At 43.9% G+C, this 26,604-nt stretch carries 28 protein-coding genes and 1 riboswitch; of the genes, 20 read left to right on the forward strand and 8 right to left on the reverse strand.

Features of this window, described 5'->3' with window-relative positions; all coding sequences use genetic code 11:
* The first annotated feature begins 879 nt into the window (after positions 1–879).
* The 3 genes from OH460_RS26355 (at position 880) to OH460_RS26365 (ending at position 2,583) form a co-directional block, all read left to right on the forward strand.
* Positions 880–1,500 (forward strand): lysoplasmalogenase, encoded by a 621-nt coding sequence (locus OH460_RS26355; RefSeq protein WP_061034239.1) that lies wholly within the window; start codon positions 880–882, stop codon positions 1,498–1,500.
* A gap of 90 nt (positions 1,501–1,590) precedes the next feature.
* On the forward strand, positions 1,591–1,827 hold the full coding sequence (locus OH460_RS26360; RefSeq protein WP_270000102.1) for a YecH family metal-binding protein: 237 nt from the start codon (positions 1,591–1,593) through the stop codon (positions 1,825–1,827).
* 171 nt (positions 1,828–1,998) lie between these two features.
* A complete protein-coding gene (locus OH460_RS26365; RefSeq protein WP_239938203.1) occupies positions 1,999–2,583 on the forward strand; it encodes a YhgN family NAAT transporter in 585 nt (194 codons plus the stop codon).
* Between the two features lie 80 nt (positions 2,584–2,663).
* Here OH460_RS26365 and OH460_RS26370 read toward each other — a convergent pair whose 3' ends face one another.
* Positions 2,664–2,930 carry a DUF1145 domain-containing protein gene (locus tag OH460_RS26370; RefSeq protein WP_004740523.1) on the reverse strand — a complete coding sequence of 89 codons (267 nt, stop codon included), beginning with the start codon at positions 2,928–2,930 and terminating at the stop codon, positions 2,664–2,666.
* A 10-nt stretch (positions 2,931–2,940) separates the two neighbouring features.
* Entirely contained in the window at positions 2,941–3,543 is a 603-nt protein-coding gene (rsmD, locus tag OH460_RS26375) for a 16S rRNA (guanine(966)-N(2))-methyltransferase RsmD (protein ID WP_171731723.1), read from the reverse strand.
* A gap of 230 nt (positions 3,544–3,773) precedes the next feature.
* On the opposite strand from rsmD, the gene ftsY reads away from it, so the two are divergent.
* The 6 genes from ftsY (at position 3,774) to glpG (ending at position 9,392) form a co-directional block, all read left to right on the forward strand.
* Positions 3,774–5,009, forward strand: a complete 1,236-nt coding sequence (gene ftsY, locus OH460_RS26380) for a signal recognition particle-docking protein FtsY (protein WP_270000103.1) — start codon at positions 3,774–3,776, stop codon at positions 5,007–5,009.
* A gap of 77 nt (positions 5,010–5,086) precedes the next feature.
* Entirely contained in the window at positions 5,087–5,761 is a 675-nt protein-coding gene (gene ftsE / locus OH460_RS26385; protein ID WP_004740528.1) for a cell division ATP-binding protein FtsE, read from the forward strand.
* A complete protein-coding gene (gene ftsX, locus OH460_RS26390; RefSeq protein ID WP_186171924.1) occupies positions 5,751–6,719 on the forward strand; it encodes a permease-like cell division protein FtsX in 969 nt (322 codons plus the stop codon). Before ftsE ends, ftsX begins: the two co-directional genes overlap by 11 nt.
* A gap of 177 nt (positions 6,720–6,896) precedes the next feature.
* Positions 6,897–7,754: an RNA polymerase sigma factor RpoH gene (gene rpoH / locus OH460_RS26395; protein ID WP_004740532.1), complete on the forward strand. Its 858-nt coding sequence runs from the start codon at positions 6,897–6,899 to the stop codon at positions 7,752–7,754.
* A 425-nt stretch (positions 7,755–8,179) separates the two neighbouring features.
* Positions 8,180–8,500, forward strand: coding sequence for a thiosulfate sulfurtransferase GlpE (gene glpE / locus OH460_RS26400; RefSeq protein ID WP_004740534.1), 321 nt, complete (start codon positions 8,180–8,182; stop codon positions 8,498–8,500).
* Positions 8,501–8,549: 49 nt separating this feature from the next.
* Complete coding sequence (glpG, locus tag OH460_RS26405) at positions 8,550–9,392, forward strand: rhomboid family intramembrane serine protease GlpG (RefSeq protein ID WP_171731726.1); 843 nt, start codon at positions 8,550–8,552, stop codon at positions 9,390–9,392.
* A 72-nt stretch (positions 9,393–9,464) separates the two neighbouring features.
* Here the strand turns inward: glpG and OH460_RS26410 are convergent, their stop codons facing one another.
* A complete protein-coding gene (locus OH460_RS26410) occupies positions 9,465–9,872 on the reverse strand; it encodes a flagellar basal body-associated protein FliL (RefSeq protein WP_004740536.1) in 408 nt (135 codons plus the stop codon).
* Between the two features lie 161 nt (positions 9,873–10,033).
* Here OH460_RS26410 and OH460_RS26415 point away from each other — a divergent pair, with 161 nt between their 5' ends.
* Positions 10,034–10,573: a chorismate lyase gene (locus OH460_RS26415; protein WP_162884274.1), complete on the forward strand. Its 540-nt coding sequence runs from the start codon at positions 10,034–10,036 to the stop codon at positions 10,571–10,573.
* Entirely contained in the window at positions 10,574–11,428 is an 855-nt protein-coding gene (gene ubiA, locus OH460_RS26420; protein WP_008224247.1) for a 4-hydroxybenzoate octaprenyltransferase, read from the forward strand.
* A 100-nt stretch (positions 11,429–11,528) separates the two neighbouring features.
* On the opposite strand, the gene plsB is transcribed toward ubiA, so the two are convergent.
* On the reverse strand, positions 11,529–13,952 hold the full coding sequence (gene plsB, locus OH460_RS26425; RefSeq protein WP_008224245.1) for a glycerol-3-phosphate 1-O-acyltransferase PlsB: 2,424 nt from the start codon (positions 13,950–13,952) through the stop codon (positions 11,529–11,531).
* Positions 13,953–14,173: 221 nt separating this feature from the next.
* Here plsB and OH460_RS26430 point away from each other — a divergent pair, with 221 nt between their 5' ends.
* The 4 genes from OH460_RS26430 to dinF all read left to right on the forward strand — a co-directional run bounded on the left by OH460_RS26430 (position 14,174) and on the right by dinF (position 17,702).
* Positions 14,174–14,536 carry a diacylglycerol kinase gene (locus OH460_RS26430; protein WP_270000104.1) on the forward strand — a complete coding sequence of 121 codons (363 nt, stop codon included), beginning with the start codon at positions 14,174–14,176 and terminating at the stop codon, positions 14,534–14,536.
* A gap of 94 nt (positions 14,537–14,630) precedes the next feature.
* Entirely contained in the window at positions 14,631–15,251 is a 621-nt protein-coding gene (lexA, locus tag OH460_RS26435; protein ID WP_004740541.1) for a transcriptional repressor LexA, read from the forward strand.
* A gap of 97 nt (positions 15,252–15,348) precedes the next feature.
* Entirely contained in the window at positions 15,349–16,227 is an 879-nt protein-coding gene (locus OH460_RS26440) for a class I SAM-dependent methyltransferase (RefSeq protein WP_270000106.1), read from the forward strand.
* 119 nt (positions 16,228–16,346) lie between these two features.
* Positions 16,347–17,702 carry an MATE family efflux transporter DinF gene (dinF, locus tag OH460_RS26445; protein ID WP_270000107.1) on the forward strand — a complete coding sequence of 452 codons (1,356 nt, stop codon included), beginning with the start codon at positions 16,347–16,349 and terminating at the stop codon, positions 17,700–17,702.
* 171 nt (positions 17,703–17,873) lie between these two features.
* Here the strand turns inward: dinF and sthA are convergent, their stop codons facing one another.
* A complete protein-coding gene (gene sthA / locus OH460_RS26450; protein ID WP_105057898.1) occupies positions 17,874–19,274 on the reverse strand; it encodes a Si-specific NAD(P)(+) transhydrogenase in 1,401 nt (466 codons plus the stop codon).
* 327 nt (positions 19,275–19,601) lie between these two features.
* Here sthA and fabR point away from each other — a divergent pair, with 327 nt between their 5' ends.
* Complete coding sequence (gene fabR / locus OH460_RS26455) at positions 19,602–20,243, forward strand: HTH-type transcriptional repressor FabR (RefSeq protein WP_270000109.1); 642 nt, start codon at positions 19,602–19,604, stop codon at positions 20,241–20,243.
* Positions 20,243–20,614 (forward strand): YijD family membrane protein, encoded by a 372-nt coding sequence (locus OH460_RS26460; RefSeq protein ID WP_004740556.1) that lies wholly within the window; start codon positions 20,243–20,245, stop codon positions 20,612–20,614. The genes fabR and OH460_RS26460 overlap by 1 nt, the downstream gene beginning before the upstream one ends.
* An 87-nt stretch (positions 20,615–20,701) precedes the next feature.
* Here OH460_RS26460 and trmA read toward each other — a convergent pair whose 3' ends face one another.
* On the reverse strand, positions 20,702–21,811 hold the full coding sequence (trmA, locus tag OH460_RS26465; RefSeq protein ID WP_055318286.1) for a tRNA (uridine(54)-C5)-methyltransferase TrmA: 1,110 nt from the start codon (positions 21,809–21,811) through the stop codon (positions 20,702–20,704).
* 154 nt (positions 21,812–21,965) lie between these two features.
* A riboswitch (cobalamin riboswitch) is annotated at positions 21,966–22,169 on the forward strand.
* Positions 22,170–22,209: 40 nt separating this feature from the next.
* Between trmA and btuB the strand changes: the two genes are divergently transcribed.
* Genes btuB through murI form a run of 3 tightly spaced genes read left to right on the forward strand, consistent with a single transcriptional unit; the run spans position 22,210 to position 25,626 of the window.
* The gene (btuB, locus tag OH460_RS26470; protein ID WP_270000110.1) at positions 22,210–24,045 is read left to right on the forward strand and encodes a TonB-dependent vitamin B12 receptor; all 1,836 of its coding nucleotides are present in this window, start codon (positions 22,210–22,212) and stop codon (positions 24,043–24,045) included.
* Positions 24,046–24,093: 48 nt separating this feature from the next.
* The gene (locus OH460_RS26475) at positions 24,094–24,759 is read left to right on the forward strand and encodes an adenine nucleotide alpha hydrolase (RefSeq protein WP_270000111.1); all 666 of its coding nucleotides are present in this window, start codon (positions 24,094–24,096) and stop codon (positions 24,757–24,759) included.
* Positions 24,760–24,819: 60 nt separating this feature from the next.
* Positions 24,820–25,626: a glutamate racemase gene (gene murI, locus OH460_RS26480; protein WP_205416605.1), complete on the forward strand. Its 807-nt coding sequence runs from the start codon at positions 24,820–24,822 to the stop codon at positions 25,624–25,626.
* Here the strand turns inward: murI and OH460_RS26485 are convergent.
* On the reverse strand, positions 25,589–26,041 hold the full coding sequence (locus tag OH460_RS26485) for an RNA recognition motif domain-containing protein (protein ID WP_102425826.1): 453 nt from the start codon (positions 26,039–26,041) through the stop codon (positions 25,589–25,591). The two genes, murI and OH460_RS26485, sit on opposite strands and share 38 nt — an antisense overlap.
* 369 nt (positions 26,042–26,410) lie before the next feature.
* The coding region (locus tag OH460_RS26490; RefSeq protein ID WP_270000112.1) for a hypothetical protein at positions 26,411–26,604 on the reverse strand (194 nt) is incomplete at its 5' end.

Below are 26,604 nucleotides of genomic sequence, written 5' to 3' on the forward strand. Positions count from 1 at the left end.
GTAACTTGCTTAGTACATCATCGGTAGTGTCATTAGACCAACAACTACCGCGATCATTACAAGTCCTTGTCTTTGCGAAGATGAAATCATAACACTACTCCTAAATTTGGTTGTCTCTCGCTATGTTTTAAAGAATAGCACTACTTATAGCTTTAGATCAAGAATTACTTTCGAAAGCCCCAAAAGTAGTAGAAAAGTATTGGTATATGGCTTTTTTTGGTGTGTTTAAGTGTGGTTTTTGGTGTGTTCTTATTTTGTTCGTTGTGATTTATGTTTGTTCTAAACTGATTTAAGTTGTTGTTTTGTAATGGTTGTTTTGTGTAATTTATATTGTTAATGGTTGTTAAATTGTATTAATAAGGCTTGGTGCTTTATGGGTGGGGGTTTGATGGTTTTTAGGGTTTTTGCTTTGGTTTTTGTGGTGGTTTTTACATGGAACTTAAAAAAAACTGACAAAACTCGTCATTTTAAAAGTAACTTTCCCACTTTATAAGTCTAGGTTGGAATGACGTTTTTACTTTCCAGTTAATCTGTGTTTTTTGTTTGTAAGTTGCTGTTAATAGTCGGTTTTTATGTTCGTTTTTATATTTTTTAAAGTCGATAATGGGCGTTTTTTAGTGGCAAATAAGGAAATCTTGAGAGAATAACTAGGTGAAAACGGGATCTGGCTTCTCTAAGCGAAGTTTAAGAGGGTTTTATAATGATTTGCTGCAGTTTTAAACGAATCACCATTCTCGAATCGTTAATTGTGACGACTTCAATCTAAAGATGCTCTTTTTAGTGGAAGCGTAATCAAGATCCAATTTTGAGGGGCTGAGGCTTTACATCAATATTCGTGTGCCTAGACTGGCGACGATTTAAAGCAATAGGGCAAGTGGTATGTGGAGTTGGTTAGCGGTTTCCTTATCTGGTATCGGAGCAGTAGCAGGAACGAAACAAGGACATATCGGTCAGGCCTTATCGTATAAGGTATTTACCTTTGTATTATTAGCGATCATTGCTTTAACTCAGTCTGTTGTTGCTGACTATACGTATTGGGTCGTTGCTGGCCTGGCGATCTCGGCGATCGCAGATGTATTTCACACCCTCACTCAAAAACGTCCCCTATATTTTGTTTGCTTTCTGCTAGCTCAACTCTGCTATAGCAAAGCCTTTTGGTTGCAGTTGTCTGGAGAAATGGTCTGGTGGTTGTTCGCCTTACTCTTAGCTGCTTGTGTTGTGGCTTTCTTCTTGCTGCTACCACGTTTAGATAAACTTGTTTTTCCTGTTGTGATTATGGGGATTGTACTTATTCAGTTAACTTGGGCTTCTGGTGAGGTTTGGTTGCTTGACCCTAAGTTATCGCACGCGGTTGGATTTGCAGGTTGTAGCGTATTGTTGCTCTCGGCACTGGCTTATGCACTTAACTGTTACCGCAGCCCGATCAAAAGTGCTTATTTCTGGGTGACGGGCAGCTACTTTCTGGCACACGCTCTCATTGTTGCTTCCCTTACCATTTAGGGTAGAGCTAACTCAACTCTGAGCTACATCAAGGCAGCTCAGATGAAAGTAGGTACTCTACGTCTAGTTCATTAAACATGAGATAGAGTTATGACTACCGAAATTCATGCACACAACGTTTTAAACCTACTGAGTGAAAAGCCACTGACTCGTGAAGAGTTGACGCAAGAGCTCGCTCAAACTTATGGCGTAGAAGCGCGTTTTCATACGTGTAAGCTGAACGGCCTGGATTTAGATGGATTGCTGAAGTTTTTCCTGAAGATGGAAAAGGTCGTGCTTGTCGATGACAAGTTGTGCACGAATCGCGAGCGTGTGTGTAATCACTAATCTTGAGTGATTTGAGAGTGGATGCATTTGTGGTATCCGCTCTTTCTATTCTTACCTGTTTGTTCTCGTTAACGTGCTGCAATGACATAAGTTAGTCAGCTTATGACTGCGTTCGAAAATCAATGTTGAGACTGCTATACTCCGCGCACCTTCGCTTTTCGAGACAAACTTATGGAAATCTTATCTGCAGCAACCATGCTGTTTCTTATCATGGACCCGCTTGGCAATCTGCCAATCGTGCTCTCTATCCTTAAGCATATTGATCCGAAGCGTCGCCGTATTGTTCTGATTCGTGAGCTGATGTTCGCACTGGTTATCTTGCTGCTGTTCTTGTTTGCGGGTCAAAGCATCATGAACTTCCTACACGTACAGCCTGAAACCTTGAGCATCTCTGGCGGTATCATTCTATTTATCATCGCGATTAAGATGATTTTCCCGAGCGCAGGCAGCATTACAGGGCTTGCGGCAGGGGAAGAGCCGTTTATTGTGCCGATGGCGATCCCAATGATTGCAGGTCCCTCAGTGATTGCGGCATTAATTCTGTTATCAACCCAGCATCCAGACAACATGCTTGAGCTTTCAGCCGCTGTAATGCTGGCGTGGGGAGCTACCTTCTTCATTTTGATGTTTAATGGTTTCTTCTTGCGTGTATTAGGTGAGAGAGGGCTGAAAGCGATCGAGCGCCTGATGGGTTTGTTACTTGTTATGCTGTCGACTCAAATGTTCTTAGACGGTGTGAAGGGCTACATGTCTTAGTAGCGTTATCATTATTCAATAAAAAAACGCCGCTCAACTGAGCGGCGTTTTGGTATCTGTTGTTTGGTAACAGCTTTCGATTACATCATGTACTTACGACGGATATCGAGTAGGGCGAAGATTCCAAAAATCAGAATGGACCATTTTTCCCAACGCGTCATTTCGATTTTATCGCCGAAGGCACCGATAAAGATCAGCATCTGCAAGCCGTGCATAAAGAACAAGAACGCTGTCATGATGTAAAGCGCAATTGCAGCATTACCAGGGAACGGATGGAAAATGTTGACGATCAACACAAACCATACAAAGGCGATAGCGGCTTTGGCCAATGGAAGCAAGATATTCATTCAATCATTCCTATTCTTCAGTGATTCGGTTGAACAGTCGGTAGCTCGACTGCCCAGTTGTCTTATCGCGGTGCAGTTCCCAGTTTTCTGGCATTGCTTCTAGCTTGAGTTCTTTCTCTGTTTCGACGTAAATAATCGCGTCGTCCGCAAGCCAACCATTGTTCTCAAGTAGCTGTACCGTTTCTGCTAGCAAGCCTTTACGAAATGGTGGATCAAGGAATACCACATCGTAAGGTGTTCCTGGCTTTTTGAGGAAAGAGATAGCATCAGTATTTACCACATTGATGTTGTCTGCTTTGAGCTCTTTAGCATTATCAGAAAGCTGCTTAGCGGCCTTTTGATTCATTTCGAGCAGTGTCACCATTTTTGCTTGGCGAGAAGCTGCTTCAAAACCTAAACCACCAGAACCTGCAAATACGTCTAAGCAGGTCGAATTTGGGATATCTTGTGCGACCCAGTTAAAGAGTGTCTCTTTTACTCGGTCAATGGTTGGGCGTAAGCCTTCTAAATCATGAACAGGCAGCTTTCTACCTCTCCATGAACCACTAATAATTCGAACAAAGCCACCGGAAGGCTTTTTTTGTGATGTGTTTTGCTGGCGACGTCTTACCATAGATTTTTTGACCGCTAATAAAGTGATACTATACCGAGCCCAATTTAAGTTGGTTCGAGTATTAAATAAATTTGCAATGACAAAGTGTATCAAGCTAAAAGCAAACTTATCACTGCTTTGTCATTTTTCTTTACTATTCGTTTGTACAAGCTTGTATTGTATAACAATAGCAAAGAGTCGACGTGCATTAAGCCAATACAGCTAATTAGTAGATCTAGGAAACTCCTCTGATGACGGAAAAAAAGAAGCGCGGATTATTATCGTGGCTTGGTTTTGGTGAAGAAGAACAAAGCCCAAAAACTCAGAATGAAGCGAACGTAGAAAACGTTGAAGATCAAACTGAAGTTGAATCACAAGTCGAGGCTGAATCAGTCGCGCCTGAAGCGGAAGCCGCTCAGTCAGTAGAATCTCAGCCTGATGAGTCAGAGCAAACTCTGGAAGAGGCTCAAGATGAGCAGCAACCTGTCGCAGCAGAAGCAGAAGCAGAACAGGAACAAAAAGTTGTTCCTCAAGCTCAGGTTGAAGAAGTACAAGAGAAGCCAACAGAAAGCTTCTTTGCTCGCCTTAAGCGTAGCCTAAGCCGTACTAAAGCAAACATTGGTGCAGGCTTCTTTGGTTTGTTCAAAGGCAAGAAAATCGATGATGATCTGTTTGAAGAGCTAGAAGAGCAGCTGCTGATCGCGGATGTGGGCATGAACACCACAGTTAAGATCATTGAAAACCTGACAGAAAAAGCATCTCGCAATGACCTAAAAGATGGCGAAGCGCTTTATGGTCTGCTGAAAGAAGAGATGGCAGAGATCTTAAGCCAAGTGGAACAGCCATTGGTGGTTGATACTACGAAAACGCCTTACGTTATCTTAATGGTTGGTGTGAATGGTGTTGGTAAGACAACCACTATCGGTAAGCTAGCGAAACAATTCCAAAACGAAGGCAAGAAAGTGATGCTAGCGGCGGGTGATACCTTCCGTGCAGCAGCTGTTGAGCAACTTCAGGTTTGGGGTCAGCGTAACGATGTGCCGGTTATCGCTCAACACACAGGCGCAGACAGTGCATCTGTTATCTACGATGCGATTGAAGCTGCTAAAGCTCGTGGCGTGGATGTTGTGATTGCCGATACAGCGGGTCGTTTGCAGAACAAGAGCAACCTGATGGAAGAGCTACGCAAGATTGTTCGTGTCATGAAGAAGATTGATGACTCTGCACCGCACGAAATCATGCTAACACTTGACGCTGGTACAGGTCAGAATGCTATCAGCCAAGCGAAACTGTTCAGTGAAGTTGCACCAGTAACCGGTATTACGCTAACGAAGTTAGACGGCACCGCGAAAGGTGGTGTGATTTTCTCAATTGCCGATCAGTTCCAGATTCCAATTCGTTACATTGGTGTTGGTGAAGGTATTGATGATTTGCGTCCATTTGAGTCAAAAGACTTCATTGAAGCTCTATTTAGCCGCGAAGAGTAACGCGAGTAGCAAAGTGGTTTATCCTTAACCTGCTATCGTTTTAAATTTGATATTAGTGATCGTAAGAGGAATTTTCGGTGATCAAATTTCAGCAAGTGAGCAAAGCCTACCGAGGCGGACGCCAAGCACTCCAAAAAGTGGACTTCCATCTCAAACGTGGAGAGATGGCATTTTTAGGCGGGCATTCCGGTGCAGGTAAAAGTACCTTGCTGAAGTTGATTTGCGCGATTGAGCGCCCGACTGATGGGCGTGTCTGGTTCAACGATCACGATATCACTCGTATTCCTGCTAAAGACATCCCATTCTTACGCCGTAATATCGGGATTGTTTTTCAAGACCACCGTCTGCTGATGGATCGCTCTATCTTTGATAACGTTGCTCTGCCTATGCGTATCGAATCTATTTCTGAAAATGAAATAAAGCGCCGAGTCAGTGCTGCGTTGGACAAGACTGGCTTATTAGATAAAGCACGCTGTTTGCCAAGCCAGCTTTCTGGTGGTGAACAGCAACGAGTGGGCATTGCCCGCGCTGTGGTAAACCGTCCAACTCTGCTGCTTGCGGATGAGCCTACGGGTAACCTAGACCCGGAATTATCTAACCGCGTATTGCGACTGTTTGAAGAGTTTAACCGTGCCGGTGTGACGATCATCCTAGCGACGCACGATATCGGGTTAGTGAACACTCGCCCTCAATACCGTCATCTTGAATTAAACCAAGGCTTTTTGAGTGAGGTTGAAGACTATGGCCGCTAATAAGCGCATCAAAAAACCTCAATCTAATCGCGCTGCAAACCGCACTTCAAGTGACGGTTTCTTTGTGGTGCATTGGAAGCAAGCTAAGTCATCGTTCTCGCAGATGTGGCAACGTCCGTTAGGTAACTTGCTGACGCTTGCGGTTATTTCTATGGCTTTAGCAATGCCTGCGTGTTTGTACCTACTAGGGAAAAACGTAGGAGAAGTGGCAAAAGATGTCACAAGCCCGTCACAAATTAGTGCTTATGTAGAGGATGGCATTCCCGAGCCTCGAGTGATGGTGCTTAAAGATGAAATCGAAAGTTGGGACCAAGTTGAGCTGGTGGAGTATATTTCACCTCAACAAGGGCTTGCTGACCTCAGCCAGTATTCTGGCTTTGATGATGCCCTAACTATTCTCGACGACTATTCACTGCCAGGTGTGTTGGTGATAACACCAAGCGTACAAAGCGATGCTCAAATCAAAGAGCTGGCAGGCCAAGTTAAAAAACAAGAATTAGTGACTGATGTTCGTTTAGACGAAGATTGGTTAGCAAGATTAGACGCGATTAAAGCGCTAGCCGCTGTCATCGTCATTACCCTAACGGTATTGATGTTGGGCGCTGTGTTTTTGATTATCGGCAACACATTACGATTTAATGTGTTGGCGCATAAGGAAGAGATTCAAACCATGAAGCTGATTGGTGCCACCGACAGCTACATTCTTCGACCATATCTATATTCAGGTATGTGGTTCGGCGTATTAGGCTCTATTAGCGCATGGGTAATGACGGCATTAATTACCGTGTTACTGAACAGCGCGGTGGATGACTTGGCTCAGCTTTACGACAGCCACTTCCGCTTAATTGGCCTAAGCTGGGATGAATCATTACTGCTTTTGATCGTTGGAACCCTGCTGGGTAGTGTGGCTGCGAAGCTTTCTGCACAGCGTCACCTAAAAGAAATTGAACCTGTTTAGGTGAATAGAGTCATATTTAGACGAAAAATAGGCACTTCTTAACCAGTTTTTGCCTTGTATAGACGAATTGATTATGCATAATTACTTCCCCCTTCTTGAAACCTGTTCATTTTAGGTTCAAGATTGTTGGGTTTTAATAGATGTACTACTCCAGATCAGAGATTGATGAGGAACCGAATGGCAAACCAAGCGTATCAAATGGCTTTAGTCACACAAGATAGTTTAGACAGCTATATCCGCTCAGCGAACAGCTACCCAATGCTGACGCCTGAAGAGGAACGTGGACTTGCAGAGCGATTACATTACAAAGGTGAGATCGACGCTGCGAAAGGCTTGATCCTTTCACACCTACGATTCGTGGTGCACGTTGCAAGAGGTTACTCTGGCTACGGGCTGCCTATGGCTGATCTCGTTCAAGAAGGTAACATCGGTCTAATGAAAGCCGTTAAGCGTTTCAACCCAGAGGTTGGCGTTCGATTGGTTTCTTTCGCAGTTCACTGGATCAAAGCTGAGATTCATGAGTACGTTCTGCGTAACTGGCGTATCGTTAAGATTGCGACAACTAAGGCACAGCGCAAACTGTTCTTTAACCTTCGTAAATCTAAAAAGCGTTTAGGTTGGTTTAATAACGGTGAAGTTGAGACAGTCGCTCGTGAACTGGGTGTTGAGCCCTCTGAAGTTCGTGAGATGGAATCTCGCTTGGCAGCGCAAGACGCAACGTTTGAAGCACCAATGGATGACGATGACGGCGGTTCTGCTTACACAGCTCCGGTTTACTACCTAGAAGATAAAGCGTCAGACGTTGCTGAAACGGTTGAAGCATCTAACTGGGAGTCTCACACCAATAACCGTTTAGGTCTAGCACTAGCAAGCCTAGATGAGCGTAGCCAACACATTGTTCGCTCACGTTGGTTAGATGACAATAAAGCAACGCTGCAAGACTTAGCGGATACCTACAGTATCTCAGCAGAGCGTGTTCGCCAGTTAGAAAAGAATGCGATGAAGAAATTGAAACAAGCCGTTGGCGATTTCTAATAGCACTTAGTTTCTAAATAGTAGCTAGCAAAAAACTGAATTTTGAAAAGGCCGAGATCGAGAGATCTCGGCCTTTTTGTTTTGGATCGAATTCTCAACTTTTGCGATCGTAATTTGCAAAATGATTTTGTGGATAACTCTGTGACAAGTTTATTCGTCAGCTGTCTAAAAGCAGGGTGTAGTAAGGCTTTGAGCGTGTTTTTTGAGTGGGGATATGTTTTAGTTAACCCACAGTTAGATCAGGATCATCACTACATGTTGTGGATCTATTTTTTCAAAGGCACTTTATTCACGCAATTCACAGATTTATCCACAAATGGTGTAAAAGTGATCGCTGGTGGATAACCTTATTAAGTGGATGTGATTGTTAGCCTTGGGATAGGTTACAATGGCAGCAAAGTAAATCAGTATAAAAAGAGAAAGTCATGGACCAGTTTAAACATATCGACGTGCAAGGTGCTCAGGCCCTTATTGAACAAGGCCAAGCTCGACTTGTTGATATCCGCGACCCGCAATCTTTCGCGGTTGCTCACTCAAAAACTGCTTATCACCTAACAAACGACACTATGGTCTCGTTTATGGATGAGGTGGAGTTTGAACAACCTATCTTGGTAATGTGCTACCACGGCATTAGTAGCCAAGGTGCGGCACAATATTTAGTGAACCAAGGCTTTGAAGAGGTATATAGTGTTGATGGTGGCTTCGAAGCATGGCACCGTGCTGAACTTCCTGTGATTGCTGGCTAATGACCTTTATCGCTTAAAATATCTCTCATAGCATGAATAGGAAATAACAATGATTAGACTGATGGTGTTAGACAATCCACGTCTTGCTCAAGCATTTATTGATTACATGGCTTCTCGCCAGATCCCTATTCAGATGTCACCTGAGGGAGAAGGGCGCTTTGCGCTTTGGCTGCTTGATGGCCAGTTTCAAGTTGAAACAGAAGCGGAGCTCAACCGCTTCTTGTCGGAACCCAATCATAAACGCTACCAAGCGGCCTCTTGGGATATGGCTGAGACTAGAAAGAGTCACTTCCATTATCACACGCCTAGCTTCATGGGGATGATAAAAGCCAAGGCTGGCCCTGTGACACTCAGCATCATGTTGGTGTGCGTGGTGATTTTTGCACTTCAGCAGATCGGTTTTGGCCAAGCGATTTTCAATGCGTTGCACTTCCCGGCGGTGGACGGGCAGCAGTGGCAATTGTGGCGTTGGTTGAGCCATGCCGTGCTTCATTTCTCGGTTATGCACATCGCTTTCAATATTTTGTGGTGGTGGCAACTGGGTGGAGATATTGAGAAAAAGTTAGGTGGTCTTAAGCTACTTCAGATCTTTGCAGTCTCTTCGGCGTTGTCGGGAGCTGGGCAATACTGGGTTGAAGGGGCCAATTTCGGTGGCTTATCTGGTGTTGTGTATGCCCTGGTTGGCTACCTGTGGGTGGTGGGCGCAAAAGCACCGCAACTTGGTTTGGGAATCCCAAGACAGATCGTTGGCTTTATGCTGGTGTGGTTGGTACTTGGGTACATGCAGCCGTTTATGGCGATCGCCAATACCGCTCACCTAGCGGGTCTAGCGGCGGGTGTGATTATCGGTTTCGTTGATTCAATGAAAGCGCCGAAATCGGCAAGAAGTTAGTTCCTAGCATCGATAGAAACAAAAAAAGCGGCCAAATGAGCCGCTTTTTTTAGATTCGTTTTATACCCGCTGTTACTGATAGAGGTATTTGGTAAACAGCAAATCCGCAATCAGGGTTTTGCCCGTCTCTGGAAGTAAAATCTTGTTGAGATGCTCAACTAACGTTTTTCTTAAATCTTCACGACCGGACAGTGACTTAATCGTCTCTTCGTTTTGTTTGCCCAATAGCTCGATTACCGCATCACGAATCAACGGTTGGTGATGCTCGATGGTTGCTAAATCTTTGCTATTCGCCACCATGATATCGAGACGAACTTGAATGTAGCCCAGTTTTTTACCTTTAGTGTAAAAGTTGGTGGTCAGGTCTGGCTCTAGCGTGAAGTAGGCTAGTTTAGGTTCCGATTCCTCTTCTGCGAAACTTGATGCTGAAAAGAGTAGAGTAATCGCAAGAAATATTTGGGCTACATAACGTTTGTGCATATTTGTGACTTTTCTTTAGTTTATTCGCGATATTCGAAACGCATTAGTCTTGTTACAATGAACGGTCTAAATCTAAATACGTTTACAATTCGAAGACGCTTTAATTTTGTTCGAAAGTTGAAGCTTTATTGTACGTGTAAAGTCACCTATTGAATACTAGTATGAATCAGCCAATATCGCTGTATCTTAATTCTTTAATGAATGTAGATTGGCAAAGTACAGAAACATTTGATTTTCCTAATGAAACCACCAAAGAGTGGCTGATGGAGCAAGGTTCTCTTTCCCGTAAGTTGGGTAAGTGTTGCCAACATCTGTCTGTGGAGTTGCTTCACAATCAAGTTGTAGAACGCTCAATTGTGCAACAAGATGAGCAGCACCTTTTATCATCGTCTGATTGCTTACTTCGCAAAGTAATTTTGAATGGGGATGATGAACCATGGGTATTAGGCCGAACCTTAATTCCTCGAGTGACATTAGAAGATCAGCATTCAGACCTTTCTCAACAAGGTAATGTCCCGTTAGGGTTGACCGTTTTTAGTGCGGAGAACGTCGAGCGAGACGCGCTGCAAGTCGGTTGGGTTATCGCTGGCGACGAACGATTACTCGCACGCCGCTCTCGATTATGGATGAACCATAAACCGATGCTTGTAGCAGAACTGTTTTTACCAACATCACCCATTTACTCTAAGGAGAGTGTGTAAATGCTTGCCACCAAAGCGAAAGCGTACTGGCAATTAACGCGAATGAATCGCCCGATTGGTACCTTGTTACTCCTTTGGCCTACGTTATGGTCGTTGATTATCGCCGCACAAGGTATGCCAGATTTGGATGTCTTGGTCGTATTTGTGTTGGGTGTTGTACTAATGCGCTCAGCAGGCTGCGTGATTAATGATTTTGCTGACCGTAAGGTGGATGGCCATGTAAAGCGTACCAAGCAGCGCCCACTGCCGTCAGGTCTGGTGTCGAGTAAAGAAGCCGTTATCCTTTTTTTAGTGCTAGCCGTGATTTCATTCTTGTTAGTACTGACTATGAATCCGCTGACCATTAAGCTTTCTTTCATTGGGGTTGGCCTAGCGTTCATTTACCCTTTCATGAAGCGTTTTACGCACCTTCCACAGTTGTTTCTTGGCTTGGCGTTTAGCTGGGCGATTCCAATGGCATGGGCAGCACAAACCAATGAACTGCCAAGCATTGTGTGGTTTATATTCGTGATTAACGCGTTGTGGACGATTGCTTACGACACGCAATATGCGATGGTTGATCGAGATGACGACCTGAAGATTGGTATCAAGTCGACAGCGATTTTGTTTGGCCGTTTCGATAAGCTCATTGTTGGCTCACTGCAGTTAGTGACTTTAGCGATGTTGATTGCGTTAGGCATGCATTACCACCTAGGTGACACCTTCTATTGGGCATTGTTGGTAGCAGGCGGCTTGTTTGTTTACCAACAACACCTGATGCGTCATCGCGATAGAGATTTATGCTTCCAGGCTTTCCTTAATAACAATTATGTAGGAATGGCCGTCACCATCGGTTTGTTCATCACTTTTTGGTAAGCGATGGTTTGGCAACATGAACACAAATAAAAAGGCACCCACAGTGGGTGCCTTTTTTGATCGTTTTCAGCTGAGCGCTTAAAGCGAGTTAGCCAACAAACTATTCTGCTTGGTGGATGCTCTCTTGAATCGTCAAACGAACTTCTGGGTAAAGCATTGAGTACAGAAGTTTAGCGAACTGCTGAGTCTTCTCTAAATCGCAATTACCGTCGTTATCCAGATATTGCTGCTGCTTAAGCGTAGCAAACATCGAAGCAAACACGCCTTTATCGAAGAACTCAGGTGCGTTGATGCCTTGAAGGCGACCTAGACGTTGTGCAATATCTTGGCTCTTCTGCTCAAGGTCAGATTTATCCAGCTCCGGATTCTCTGCCAATAGGTTCAGAGCAATCGAGTAACGCTGAAGTGTTTCTGAGATCGTGCGACCTAGCAGCATCAGTGCTTGGCTGTTTGACTGGTTAATGGTGACTTGGTTGTCAGACACAACAAGCATACCTTGGCTAACCAGTTCATCGATGATGTTTGCAACTACAGTCTCTAGCTGATCTTCGTCGTAGCTTAGGAACAGCTCTTTCTTTAAGAACGGGTAGATTGCCGCTACGTTCTGTTGAATCGCATCGATCGTTAGGCCGTGCTGACGAATGGTCATCTGAGCAATTAACGATGGCAGAGCAAACAAGTGAATGATGTTGTTGCGGTAGTAAGTCATCAGAATCGATTGGTGACGGTCTAGTGAAATAATGTCACCCATTGAGTCTGACTCAATCAAGAACTTGTTCAGAGACTCTGCATGTTTCACCAATTCTTCCGCGCTGTCTTTTGGTACCGTAAATGTGTCTGAGTAAGGCACATTGTTGAGTAGAGATAAGTAGCAGTTGATTTGAGAAACCAAAGAGTCACGAGACAATGCACGCTGACGTGATGCAAGCAGAGCGGTTGCACATAATGTCAGTGCGTTGGTCGCTGCCGCATCGTTGATGTGTGTCATCATCTTGGTTGCCAAGTCATTGACCACAGGCGTCATCCACTGTGGCTTGCTGGTGCCCATTGGATCGATGTCTTTCGTCCACTCTGGAGAGTGTTCATTCAGGTATTGGTTAAGCTGAATCGGCTCACCGAAGTTCACGTAGCCCTTACCAAAGTTACGTAGCTTACGGATAGTACGAATCACTAGGCTCGCGTTTTCTTTCTCTTTACGCTTACCACGCAGTTCTTTTGCGTAAGTCGCCACTTCCATTACGTGTTCGTAGCCGATGTAAACAGGCACTAACGTTACTGGACGGTTCATGCCGCGCAGCATTGCCTGAATCGTCATCGCTAGCATACCGGTTTTCGCTTGTAGCAGACGACCGGTACGAGAACGGCCACCTTCACTAAAGTACTCCACCGAGTAACCTTTAGCGAACAGCTCTGCGAGGTATTCACGGAAGATCGTTGAGTACAGCTTATTACCTTTAAAGCTACGGCGAATGAAGAACGCACCACCGTGACGGAAAATCGGGCCGGCAGGGAAGAAATTCAAGTTGATACCGGCAGCGATATGCGGAGGCACCATACCTTCATGGTAAAGCACGTAAGATAACAGTAAGTAGTCCATGTGGCTGCGGTGACAAGGGACATAAACAATCTCGTGACCATCTTGTGCCAGCTTACGAACGGTTGAAGCGTTGTTGATATGTAGGCCTTGGTAAAGCTTGTTCCACAACCAACCTAGAATCTTCTCGCCACGTTTGATCAGTGAGTAAGAGAAGTTTGCTGCGATCTCATCCATGATGTCTTGAGCTTCTTTGCTCGCTTTTTCGATGGAGATGTTCTTTGACTTCGCTTCGTCTTCAATCGCCTTCTTGATCGCTTCTGATTTTAGTAGGCGATCGAACAATGCTTGACGGCTTGGCAGGTTAGGGCCAGATGCTGCCAGTTTTTGACGAGAGAAGTGGATTCGAGCCACACGCGCTAGTTTGTGTGCGATGGTGCTGTCGGTACCGTGTGAATTCGCCATGTAACGCAGAGATACTACAGGGCTGAAGCGCACTAGGCAGTCGCGGCCTGCGAGTAGTACAGCTTTCGATTTTTCTAAGCCGTTCATTGCTTGTAGGTAAGGCTTCTGGTTATTCTCTTTACCAGGCTTACGGCCCCACAATACGGTTGCAGGGATAACTTGCACATCCAGCTCTGAGTCGTCTGCATGCAATGCAAGTAGCTCAGAGAAGACTTCAATAGAAGAGGCTGGTACGTAATCATCGTCTTGCAACAGAGTTTTGCGTGAAGAGATAAAAACGTAGCGTGGCAGTGACTTACCACTTATTTCAAGCTTGCTTAGCGGATCCGGTAATCCCAGTTCTAGCGCATGCTTTTGTAGTGTAAGCAGGTCGACGCTTGAGCGAAACGGCAAGGCGTATACAATTGGTTTGCCTAAATCAATCTGCAAATCTTCAACTGGATTCGAAGGGATTGATGTGCCTTTTACCAATACGGATAAAGGTAATTTCATTAATGAACGTGAAAAAGATTGTCCAGAAGACATATAGGTTCACAGCCTCAATAGTTATTTCAATGTGCTTAAGCGTATCTCTATTTCTATGATGAGAAAGGGTAAATCCTTCAAGTAAAATAGGGATAAGCCTAGGCGTAAATTTAATCGATGCAAGAATACCAGAAACTGGTCTAACCTTTTAATGGAAATAGTCATATTGCCGTTAAGTTTGTGGAAAATCATTCATCGACTGATTGAGTATAGGGTTAAAAATGACCAAAAAATCAAACACCGGATTAAAACGCATCGTGAAAGCAGCAGGCTTTTCATGGCAAGGCATCACAAGTTCGTTTAAAAACGAGGCAGCATTTCGACAAGAAGTCTTTATGGCTACGGTTCTTATTCCGTTAGCATTTTACTTAGATGTAAGCCAGGTCGAGCGAATCTTAATGGTGTCATCGGTCGTGCTGGTAATGGTGTTTGAGCTTATCAATACTGCAATTGAAGCCGTTGTTGATCGTATTGGTAGTGAACATCATGAACTTTCGGGAATGGCGAAAGATGTCGGTTCGGCAGCCGTTTTCATCTGCTTAGCGCTTGCGGCTTATGTGTGGTTCGAGATCTTGGTTTTGTAATTAGCGAAAAATGAACTAAAAACAACCAATTGCTTTGCTTTTGTTCAGTTACTGGATATACTCACAGTTAACTGTATAAAAAGACAGGTGAATCATGAAGCCGTTAACGCCCCGCCAACAACAAGTCTTTGACCTTATCAAAGGTAAGATTGAAGATTCCGGTATGCCACCGACACGCGCAGAAATTGCCCGTGAATTAGGCTTCCGTTCTGCAAATGCTGCAGAAGAACATTTGAAAGCTCTTGCTCGTAAAGAAGCGATTGAGATTATCCCGGGTGCGTCTCGTGGTATTCGTATTTTGCTTGAAGATGCAGCGAACGAAGAGCAAGGTCTGCCTTTGATCGGTCAGGTTGCCGCAGGTGAGCCTATTTTGGCTCAAGAACATGTAGAAATGCATTACCAAGTCGACCCTGGTATGTTCAAACCTCAAGCTGACTTCTTACTTCGTGTAAATGGCGAAAGTATGAAAGACATCGGTATTATGGATGGCGATCTGCTTGCTGTTCACAAAACACAAGACGTCCGCGACGGTCAGGTTGTGGTTGCTCGTGTTGATGATGATGTAACGGTAAAACGCCTAGAACGCAAAGGTTCGACAGTGCTGTTACATGCTGAAAACGAAGAGTTTTCTCCAATCCGTGTCGATCTAGAATCTCAGCACTTGTCTATTGAAGGTCTTGCTGTTGGTATCATTCGCAACACGGATTGGATGTAATCAGTACAAACATCTTATTGATATTTATTCTCAATAACTTGTTATTGTAATTGATATTCATTATCATCTTCTTTGTCGAGATACAAGGAAGATGATGATGCCAGTCCAAACCAAGCCTCAAATAAAGCCGCTTATAGCTAAGCCGCGCTCCTCTGATCAAAAGGTTTCCGCTGATCAAGCATCTATACACCAAGAACTTCAAGTTCCGACAAACCTCGTTCAACACCTTTGGTTTCGCAGCCGAGAAAGCCTTGCCGATGATGGCCTAGTTTATGACCCTATTGCAGCTCAAGCTTGTAAGCGTTGCCAGCTAGCACCTGAGTGCCTTACTGGTGAACTCGACCAACAACAACTTCTCTACGCGACATTGACTCAACTTTGTGACTCTCAAGTTCAGCAATTTCTATCTCACAATCCTGATGCTTGGATTATTAACGTAGGAGCAGGGCTCGACACCCGTTTTTACCGATTAGACAATGGCCGCTGTCACTGGGTAGAGCTGGATGTAACCGAGAATCTACTTTGGCGACAACGCTTGTTCCACAAAAATGAACGCTACCGCTTGGAGTGTGGTTCAGTAGATGACCTAACATGGTTGGATGAACTCAATATTCCAGAGCAAGCTTCGGTAATGGTGGTGTGTGAACATGCACTGCTGGATTGTAACGAGCAGCAAACTGCAAACTTTATTCAATCGCTTAGCCGTTACTTTACTCATGCACATGCGTGTGTTGTATTGGCGGGCGATAAGAGTTCAAGTACTTTAGGGAAAAAGCTCGGTTCTGGTGACTATGCACACGGTTTATCTTCCCCAGTCGACAGTATTCTGAATTGGCTGCCATGGGCGCAGTGGGTTAAAGCATTTTCGCCATTGGAACAACAATGCAATCGTTGGAAACTATGGCAGCGACTATTGTGCAAAATATCCCAGGTTAAAAAGCGTTTAACACCGCAATTGGTGCTGGTGAAGTGGTAGCGCTAAAGCGGCACTATTTACATATACTCGAAGCCATATTAGTAATAAGCAAAAATTTCACAACATAGTGAAAGCACACTCACTAGGTTAAACTATCGCCTCTAATCAAAGAGGTGATCGTGAAGCTATTTAATCCCCAAACCATTTTCCAAACGCTATCTAATCAAGCAATGCACAAACAAGTGCTGTTGCTCGCGATCCCGATGGTGCTTTCTAATATTACCGTTCCACTACTGGGTTTAGTTGATGCTGCTGTTATTGGCCACTTAGAGCATTCTTGGTATCTAGGAGGTGTAGCGTTAGGTGGCACCATGATCAGTGTGACCTTTTGGTTGCTTGGCTTTTTGCGTATGTCGACAACTGGCCTTGCCGCACAATCGTACGGTGCAAACGATGGCAAGCAGCTTGGTTTGGTCTTCGTGCAGGGCGTGACTATGGCTCTCGGGTTTGCTGGTGTCTTCTTACTGTTACATGGGTTAGTGGCTGACCTGGTTTTTTCATTAAGTAGTGCCAGTGATCAAGTGAAGCATTATGGACAACAGTATTTCTCCATTCGAGCATGGAGTGCCCCTGCAGCACTGACGAATTTCGTTATTTTGGGTTGGTTACTTGGAACTCAGAATGCAAAAGCGCCGATGTGGATGGTGATTATTACTAACATCACCAATATCGTGTTGGACGTTGCTTTTGTGATTGGTTTCGGTTGGCAGGTGGAAGGTGCTGCACTGGCATCGGTATTGGCTGACTATGCAGGTCTAACGTTTGGACTGCTCTGCGTTTATCGAATCTGGATAAAGAGACAGTTACCATCACCGTGGGCTTTGATTAAGAAAACCAGCCAAGGTTTAAGCCGCTTCGTAAAACTGAATCGCGATATCTTCCTACGCTCTTTGTGCTTGCAAGCCACATTTACTTTCATGACTTTTCAAGGAGCAAGCTTTGGTGATGATGTCGTGGCAGCCAATGCGGTATTGATGAGTTTCTTGATGATCATCTCTTATGGAATGGATGGTTTTGCCTACGCGATGGAAGCTATGGTGGGTAAGGCGATAGGAGCAAAAGATAAAGATGAGTTGAATCAGTCGTTGATTGGTACTTTCTTTTGGAGCTTCAACATTTGTTTGGTTCTGACCATAGTGTTCGCGATCGCTGGGTCTAATCTAATTAATATGATCACCACCATCCCAGATGTAAAAAGCCAAGCTGAGGTGTATCTGCCTTGGTTGATCGCAATGCCACTGGTTTCAATGTGGTGCTTCTTACTCGATGGTATTTTTGTTGGCGCAACTAAAGGCAAGGACATGCGTAATAGTATGTTTGTCGCGACCTGCAGCTTCTTTGCGATTTTCTTCCTAGCGTCTAGCTTAGAAAATCATGCTCTGTGGCTTGCGATGCTGAGCTTTATGGCAATGCGCGGTATTGGCCTTGGTGTGTTATTTGTTTCTCAGTGGAAGAAGGGCGAATTTCTCGCTTAGTTCTAATGGGTAAAAATAAAAGGTGTACAGGTCAAAGGGCATTTAGAACATCATGATCTAATTACTCTCGGTGCTATATTTTTCAATAGCTTAAATAAAAACAGCAAGCCCATGGCTTGCTGTTTATGTATTTGGCCTATGGGTGGTCAAACACTCCTATTAGTTCTTTATTTAGAACAAACGGTTAAGGCCGTTAAGAGCGGCAACACGATACGCCTCGGCCATAGTAGGGTAGTTAAAGGTGGTATTAACGAAGTACTCGATAGTATTCGCTTCTCCTTTTTGCTCCATGATTGCTTGGCCGATGTGAATGATTTCTGCGGCACGCTCACCAAATACGTGGATACCTAGAATCTCTTTGGTTTCACGGTGGAATAGAATCTTCAAACTACCGATGTCTTTACCCGCGATTTGGGCGCGAGCTAAGTGTTTGAATGAAGAACGTCCTACTTCATAAGGTACTTTCGCTGCTGTCAGTTCTTGCTCGGTTTTACCGACTGAGCTGATTTCAGGAATGGTGTAGATTCCCGTTGGGATATCTTCAATCAAGTGACCTTCCGCTTCACCTTTAACAATCGCTTGTGCAACAAAACGACCTTGATCATAAGCAGCACTTGCTAGGCTAGGGTAGCCAATCACATCACCGACCGCGTATACATGGTCAACATTAGTTTGGTAATTGGTATTCACTGATACTTGACCACGAGAGTCCGCTTCTAGACCAACTGCACCTAAGTTCAGCTTGTCAGTGTTACCGGTTCGACCATTGGCATACAGCAAGCAGTCAGCGCGCATCTTTTTGCCTGATTCTAGGTGAATGATAACACCATCGTCAGTGCCCTCGATTTTCTCAAAGGTCTCATCGTTACGAATCACCACACCGCTGTTCCAGAAGTGGTAAGAAAGTGCATCAGAGGTTTCATTATCTAGGAATGACAGCAGACGGTCTCGAGTATTAATGAGATCGGTCTTTACGCCCAAACCACGGAAGATAGACGCGTACTCACAACCTATAACACCGGCACCATAGATGATGATGTGTTGCGGGTCGTGTTTAAGAGAAAGAATCGAGTCGCTGTCGTAGATACGTTCATGTAGAAAATCGACGTTGTCTGGTTGATATGGACGAGAACCTGTCGCAATCACAAACTTGTCGGCACTGTAATGCTCTTCGGTACCATCACTCTGCATTACAGAAATAGTGTTGGTATCAATGAAACGAGCTGTACCAAACACCAGCGTACATTGGTTACGATCGTAGAAGCCTTGACGCAGTCGAGTCTGTTTATCGATAACGGATTTCGCATGCCCGAGAATGTTGGAAAATGTCGAGTGAATGCTTTTGTTGTTCTGACAGAATAGAGGGTTATTATTGAATTCGATAATACGGCTTACAGCATGACGCAGAGCTTTCGAAGGAATGGTTCCCCAGTGGGTACAACCACCACCAACGCTGCTCTCTTTTTCAATGATTGCAACGTTCAACCCGGCTTTGGTTAATCCCATCGCTGCCCCTTCGCCTCCGGGGCCACTACCAATTACGATTACATCAAAGTGGTTGGAGTGTGGCATAGATATCTTCCTTGTTATATTTGATTAACATTGCTGTAGCGGGATTTTAACTGATTCTGTTCTTGCGTACATGAAAAGGGCATCAGAGAGTCGGCGGGATCACGCAGTGCTAGCGAAAAAATAATTTTTGGTATGTCGTATGTCTCCAAATGGCGGTGTGGATATTGAAATTTTTTCTGCGAACGTATTTACTTCGGTACGTGAACAAAGAGGCGTGTTTGGTGTCTTATATAACCGGAGTATCTTATAAAAATAAGTGATTCGCGTTATATTGAACAGAGTATTAGACATGCCTGTTTAGGCTGTAAAAGAAGAAATTGATAAAGTATGAAACCAATGGGCATTCGCGCACAGCAAAAAGAAAAAACTCGTCGCAGCTTAATCGATGCAGCATTTAGCCAACTCAGTGCCGATCGTAGTTTTTCCAACCTAAGCTTGAGAGAAGTCGCTCGTGAGGCTGGAATAGCACCGACTTCCTTTTATCGTCACTTCAAAGATATGGATGAGCTTGGCTTAACCATGGTAGATGAGGGGGGCTTACTACTGCGCCAGCTAATGCGTCAAGCTAGGCAGCGTATAGTAAAAGAAGGCAGTGTTATTCGCACATCGGTTGAAACCTTTATGGAGTTCATTCAAAGCAGCCCTAACGTATTCAGACTGTTATTGCGAGAGCGCTCAGGAACTTCATTTGAGTTTCGTACAGCGGTGGCTCGTGAGATACAGCACTTTTCTGCTGAGTTAACCGAATACCTAATCACGACTGGCATGACACGAGATGAAGCTTTTACGCAAGCAGAAGCTTCGGTCATATTGGTCTTTAACTCAGGGGCAGAAGCATTAGATTTAGATCGACGTCAGCGAGACGAACTGGCTGAGCGCTTGATCATGCAATTGCGAATGATGGCCAAAGGTGCTTTTTGGTATCGTAAAGAACGTGAACGTAACCGATTAAAAGGCGGGATAGAATAATGTCGAATGAAAATAATACTGTAAACCGTGGCTCAGAAAGAAAAACACTGGTACTGGCTCTGATTGCTGGTGTGTGTGGCGATGCACTTTTATCTTGGGTAACAATGAGCGAAGTGGGCTTCTCAATCTTCCCACTGATTGCTTTAGTTTTAGCTGTACAAGCACTTTACCAAGAGTACCTCACTAACCCAGTATCGGAAGATATCCCGCTAGTTGGTTTAGCGTGTTTCTTCGTGGGCGCATTTGGTCACTCTGCGTTTGTCAAAGCACAACACCCAGATGCGGGTTCTAACTTCTTCGCGATTATCGTTGCAATGCTACTGCTCGCTTGGGTAGGTAAGAAGTTAGGCTTTATCGGTAAGACAGCTTAATCCAACCTATAAACAAAAAAAACGAGCCGATTGGCTCGTTTTTTTGTGTCTACCGTTTGGCTTTTACCTAGATTAGGAAAGCGAGTATTACGCTTTACGTTCTAGGAATACGCCAGCTTCCATGTGGTGTGTGTAAGGGAACTGGTCGAATAGAGCAAAACGAGTAATATCGTGTGTTTCGCTTAGGATCTCTAAGTTCTCTTTCAATGTTTCAGGGTTACAAGAGATGTACATGATGCGCTCGTAGCCTTGAACCATCTTACAAGTATCTACATCCATACCTGAACGTGGTGGATCAACAAAAATAGTGTTGCAGTTGTAGCTCTTCAAATCGATGTTTGCTTGTTGCAGACGGCGGAACTCACGTTTGCCTTCCATCGCTACCGTAAAGTCTTCCGCAGACATACGGATGATCTGAACATTATCAATCTTGTTGGCTGCAATGTTGTATTGCGCTGATTCAACCGATGGTTTCGCTAGCTCAGTCGCTAATACACGCTCGAAGTTTTGTGCCAGTGCTAATGAGAAGTTACCGTTACCACAGTAAAGCTCTAGTAGATCGCCTTTACTGTCTTGAGTACAGTCAACGGCCCACTCCAACATTTTCTCAGCAACTTTACCGTTTGGTTGAGTAAAGCTGTTTTCTACTTGTTGGTAGATGTAGCTATCGCCATTTACGTCTAGCTTTTCAATAACGTAATCACGGTCTAATACGATCTTCATCTTACGTGCACGACCAATCAGGTTTAGGTTGAAACCTTCATCGTTCAATTGTTGTTTTAGCGCTTTAGCATCTTGAATCCATTGCTCCCCTAGTTGACGGTGGTAAAGCAGAGACACCAAAATCTCACCGCTAAGCGTAGATAGGAAGTCTACTTGGAATAGCTTGTGGCGTAGAGAGTGGTTGTCCTTCATTGCATCAACTAACAAAGGCATTAAGTCATTGATAAGACGGCTAGCAGCAGGGAACTGGTCTACACGGTATTTTTCTTTAGTTTCTTGATTGAACATGACGTAATACATATCGTCACCTTCATGCCACACACGGAACTCAGCACGCATGCGGTAGTGTTGTTCTGGAGATTCGTACACTTCCAGCTCAGGCACATTATATTCTGAGAACATTTCAGTCAGACGCTCAGTCTTTTCTGCCAGTTGTTCTTGGTAGCGTTGCGGGTTTACATCTAAATTCGCCATTGTTATGCCTTTTGCTGTCGTGCTTTTAAATCAAGAGCGCAGATTTTATTCAATCACAGGCGCTTGTCCAGTGTTGAGAGCCAATCAGTGTAAATAGGCCATGAAAACTATAGCTTATAACTATCTTAGACTAGACAAATGATTCAGAGGTCAATACTATCTTCGGCAAGCTGGTGCCATTTAGATGTATAGATGGCTGAAGAGGGAATCTGGTGTGAATCCAGAACTGACGCGCAGCGGTAAAAGAGAACGAGTATTCATAAGACACTGCAAATAGCTTTTTGTGGGAAGTCGAATATCAGGTAACCATAAGGTTGTGCTCTTGAGTCCGAATACCTGCCAGCGGCTAAACCATAACATGTGGTTTGGTAGGAATTTACGCGATTTAGGATCACAACATGAACAAATCCCTTTTAGCGGTTGCTGTAGCATCGCTGCTTTCACCTATCTCCAATTTACACGCCCAACAAGCATCTGCTGATGAAACCATGGTGGTTACGGCTAACCGTTTTGAGCAGAGCACGGAAAGTGTTGTCGCTCAAGTTGAAGTGGTAACACGCCAAGATATCGATCGAATCCAAGCTAAGTCTCTAACAGATGTGTTTAGACGATTGACGGGTATTCAGGTTTCACAAAATGGAGGCCGAGGTCAGCAAGCTTCGATCTTTGTTCGTGGTGCTAACTCTGATCAAGTACTTGTTCTAATTGATGGTATTCGTTTTGCGCGAGCTGCAAAAGGTGGTGTCGATTTTAGCCAATTACCAATTACATTTGTCGATCGAGTGGAATACGTTCGAGGTGCCCGTGCTGCTATGTATGGTTCTGAAGCTATCGGTGGCGTTATCAACATTATTACCGTTGCAAATTCCGACAATGAAAAAACGGCAGTAAGCGCTGGCTTGGGAAGTTTAGATTACGAAGAGCTGAGCTTTGTTAGTGGTACCAAGGTTGGTGAAAATGGTCACTTAAACGTATCGGTTGGCTACGACTCCGATGAGGGATACAACGTTCATCCTATGCCGGGAATAAATGATGGTGACCGACATGGCTTTGAATCACGCAATGCTCTAATTGGTTATGTTCATAATTTTGATCAGCAATGGAGTGGTTTTGCTAACTTCCGCATGTTCGAGACTATCTCTCAATATGATGGTTCCTATGTTGATTATACAACGGGAGCACCTGTCCACTCTTACAAAGAGGCTGAAGTTCAGAACTCTACCTTTGCTGCTGGAGTTAAATATAGTGGCAGTGAGCTTAAGTCTGATTTCCACGTTAACTATCAGAATCAAGATAACTGGAACTACGAACAGTCTTTAGGCAAGAATTCAGCGTCAGCAACATCTGATGAGCTTGAACAGCTAAATGTTCAATGGGTGAATTCATACAAACTGACTTCGGCATTGACTCTTAGTGGCGGTGTAGATTGGCGTGATGAGGCTTATATTGTTAAGCCTTCGAATACTGACTACGACAGAACGAATGTTGCGTACTTCGCTGCATTAAACGCAGATGCGGATAAAGTGTTCGGAGAACTTAGTCTTCGTGTTGATGACAATGAGCAGTTCGGTACAGAAACGACTTACAACACAGGGCTAGGCTATCGTTATGCTGAGTGGCTTGTTGTAAAAGCAGCTTATGGTACATCCTTCAAAGCACCTAACTTGTATCAACTATATAGCTACTACGGGAATGCACAGTTAGAAGCTGAAAAGGCAGATTCATTTGAGCTGACCTTTGGTGGCTTAATCAAGGGTATTGACTGGTCGATTACTGGCTATGACACGAACGTCGAAGACCTAATTGATTACAACTACGCGACAAGCAAGTACTACAATACCGATGGCGAAAGCCAACTGCGTGGTGTGGAAATGGTCGTTGGATTTGATACTAGCTTTATTAACCATCAAGTGAGCGCTAACTTTCAAGACCCAGAAGATCAATCTGGTGAGCAACTAATACGCCGAGCTAAGAAGATATACAAGTATAATGCAGTGGCTAGTTTCGACGAGGTTGATGTTTCACTAGGTTACCAATATGTAGGTGAGCGACCTGACTTCTCTGAAGATCTTGCCGCGTATAGCTTGTTCGATGTTTCAGTTAACTACTATGCGAATGAAAACCTAACCTTAAATGGTCGAGTAGATAACTTAACAGACGAAGAGTATGAAACTGCTGGTGGATACCCATCGCCAGAGCGTACATATTACGTCAATGCTACTTACCAGTTCTAACTAACACCTAAACCGCCCTCGGGCGGTTTTTTATTATTGGGTATATCAATGAAAAAGAGAGTCATCATAAGTTGGTCATCAGGTAAAGACTCCACCTTAACCCTAGAGCGTTTGCTTGAGAGTGCTGAGTATGAAGTTGTTGCTCTCTATACTACCTATGTTGGAGATGAAGTTCCTTTCCAAGTCACTCCTATTGATGTGGTTGCCATGCAGGCACAATTAATCGGTTTACCGCTTATCACTATCGAGCTTCCGGAAGTGTTCCCAAGTAATGAGGTCTATCAAAGTACGATTGTTTCTGCATTGAAAGAGTGTGGTTTATCAATTGATGGCGTGGCATTTGGTGATATGTTTTGTAACGGTATTGCCGACTACCGGAGAAGCTATATTGAACCTGCAGGCTGGGAATGTGTGTTCCCTCTCATGGGAGAGAGCAGCAAGGCGTTAGCTCGAGAGATAATAGACAGAAAAATCGAAACCTTTCTAGTCACAGTAGACAGCAACGCACTAGATATTAGCTACTGTGGGTTGAAATATACCAATGAACTAATAGAGGGATTACCTAACCATGTGGATCCGTGTGGTGAAGATGGAGAATTCCATACCTTAGTGACCTCTGCACCATGCTTTAAAGGAAAGCTTGATATAGAACTAGAAGCGATAGAGCAAGGTGAGCGTTTTGTACATCAACGTTATCGAGCTTGTATTCTATAGCGTGAAGATTGGCGAAAACTAAGTGAAGGGGTATTATTGCTGCGAAACTACATATAGGTAATCGTTGTGTCGGATAGTCTACAAAAAAACATATTGGTCTTTGATTCAGGGGTGGGTGGGCTATCTGTCTATAAAGAGATAAGTCAGCTATTGCCTAATCATAACTATATCTATGTATTCGATAATGAAGCTTACCCATATGGTGAGCTCAATCAGCAGGTTCTGATTAGAAGAGTTCAGAGCATAGTCGCCAGTTTTGTGGCTAGTCACGCGATAGATATCGTAGTGATAGCTTGTAATACAGCGAGCACGATTGTCTTACCTACACTCAGAGCCAATAATCTTATCCCTATTGTCGGTGTTGTTCCGGCAATCAAGCCGGCTTCTTTGCTAGCAAACAAAGCGGTGGGGCTGATTGCTACTCCGGCGACCATTACCCGTGAATACACGCACGAACTGATCAAAAACTTCTCAATTAATAAGAGGGTTGAACTTCTTGGCTCGACGAGGCTGGTGGATATGGCCGAAGATAAGCTCAGAGGAGAGGCAATCAACTTAGAAGAGCTCAAGCAAATCCTTCAGCCGATGATTAATACCATTGATGTTGCTGTTTTAGGCTGTACCCATTTCCCACTGATAAAGTCTGAGATTCAGCAAGTATTAGGCGAAAGCGTGGCATTGGTGGATTCGGGTAAAGCGATAGCGAAACGAGTCCAAGATTTGTTGGGTTTAGAAGATGGTCATGAAGAAGGGGGAGTAAGAGAGGTTTTTTGTAGTGCACTTCCCAAGAAAGAAAGTGCACTAAATAGTATGTTGAAGCAGTTAGGGTTTAGTTCTGTTCAGATTCGTCCGCTTCAGGATGCTTAGGATCATTCGCAACACGTACTTTTAAAGTTCGTTGCATGTAATCTTTGTCGTTAAGGGCAGAGATTGCATGATTCACATCATTACTTGCCATAACAACAAATCCGAAGCCTCTTCTTTTACCAGTTCGCTTGTCTTTCATTAAGCGTACTGCAAACACTTCACCATGTTCTGAGAATAATTCACGAACATGCGATTCGTTCGCCTTGTATGGAAGGTTACCCACATAAAGCGTTTTTGTTGAAGCTTTAGGTTCTGAATCTGATTTTGAGTCGGTGCTTGAAAAGTTAACAACAAAAGCGGAAGCCAAGACACCAAGGATAAAGGTAATTGCAGGCGATATATCTACCTGAGAGAAAACAATGCCGCCTAATACAGCCAGTGCGACAATTAACAACATCGATTTTTTTGAGTTCATATCGGAATACTACATATTAATAAACGAAATAGACGCATCTACCATTAACAAAATAGACACATGAATCTTACGTTCATGCCTTTCATTTTTCCAATGTATTGCTGTGATACGTCTCAAATGTTTAGTTTTTATTCGAAAAATGCGGATCTGGTGGCTTTTTAGGCGAACAAAACTTTTATTTGAAAAAGCTCTTGTGCTCCTTCTCAATCTCTCTATAATGCCGCCTCACCGACACGGAGTGAGACGAAAGTCACACAGCGAAATCGGTAGAGAAAAAGAGTTTGAAAATAACCCTTGACTCTAAAAACGGTGCGAGTATAGTACGCACCCCTAGCGATTGAGATGTTAATCACAAAACGCTAGCGCTCTTTAACAATTTAAACCTATCAATCTGTGTGGGCACTCGTTGATGAATATCAAAAATTGATTCTTAGGAATTACATTGATTTCAATGAACTGAGTGACCAAGCGATAATTTATTATCGGCACAGTCAATTCATTATCATTCTGTTGGAATGGTAATAGCTTTAAAATTACTTTTTGTAGTTTTGAAGTCAGTATTC

This window comes from Vibrio sp. Makdt (genome assembly GCF_027587015.1).
In the GTDB taxonomy this organism is placed as follows: Bacteria; Pseudomonadota; Gammaproteobacteria; order Enterobacterales; family Vibrionaceae; genus Vibrio; species Vibrio chagasii_B.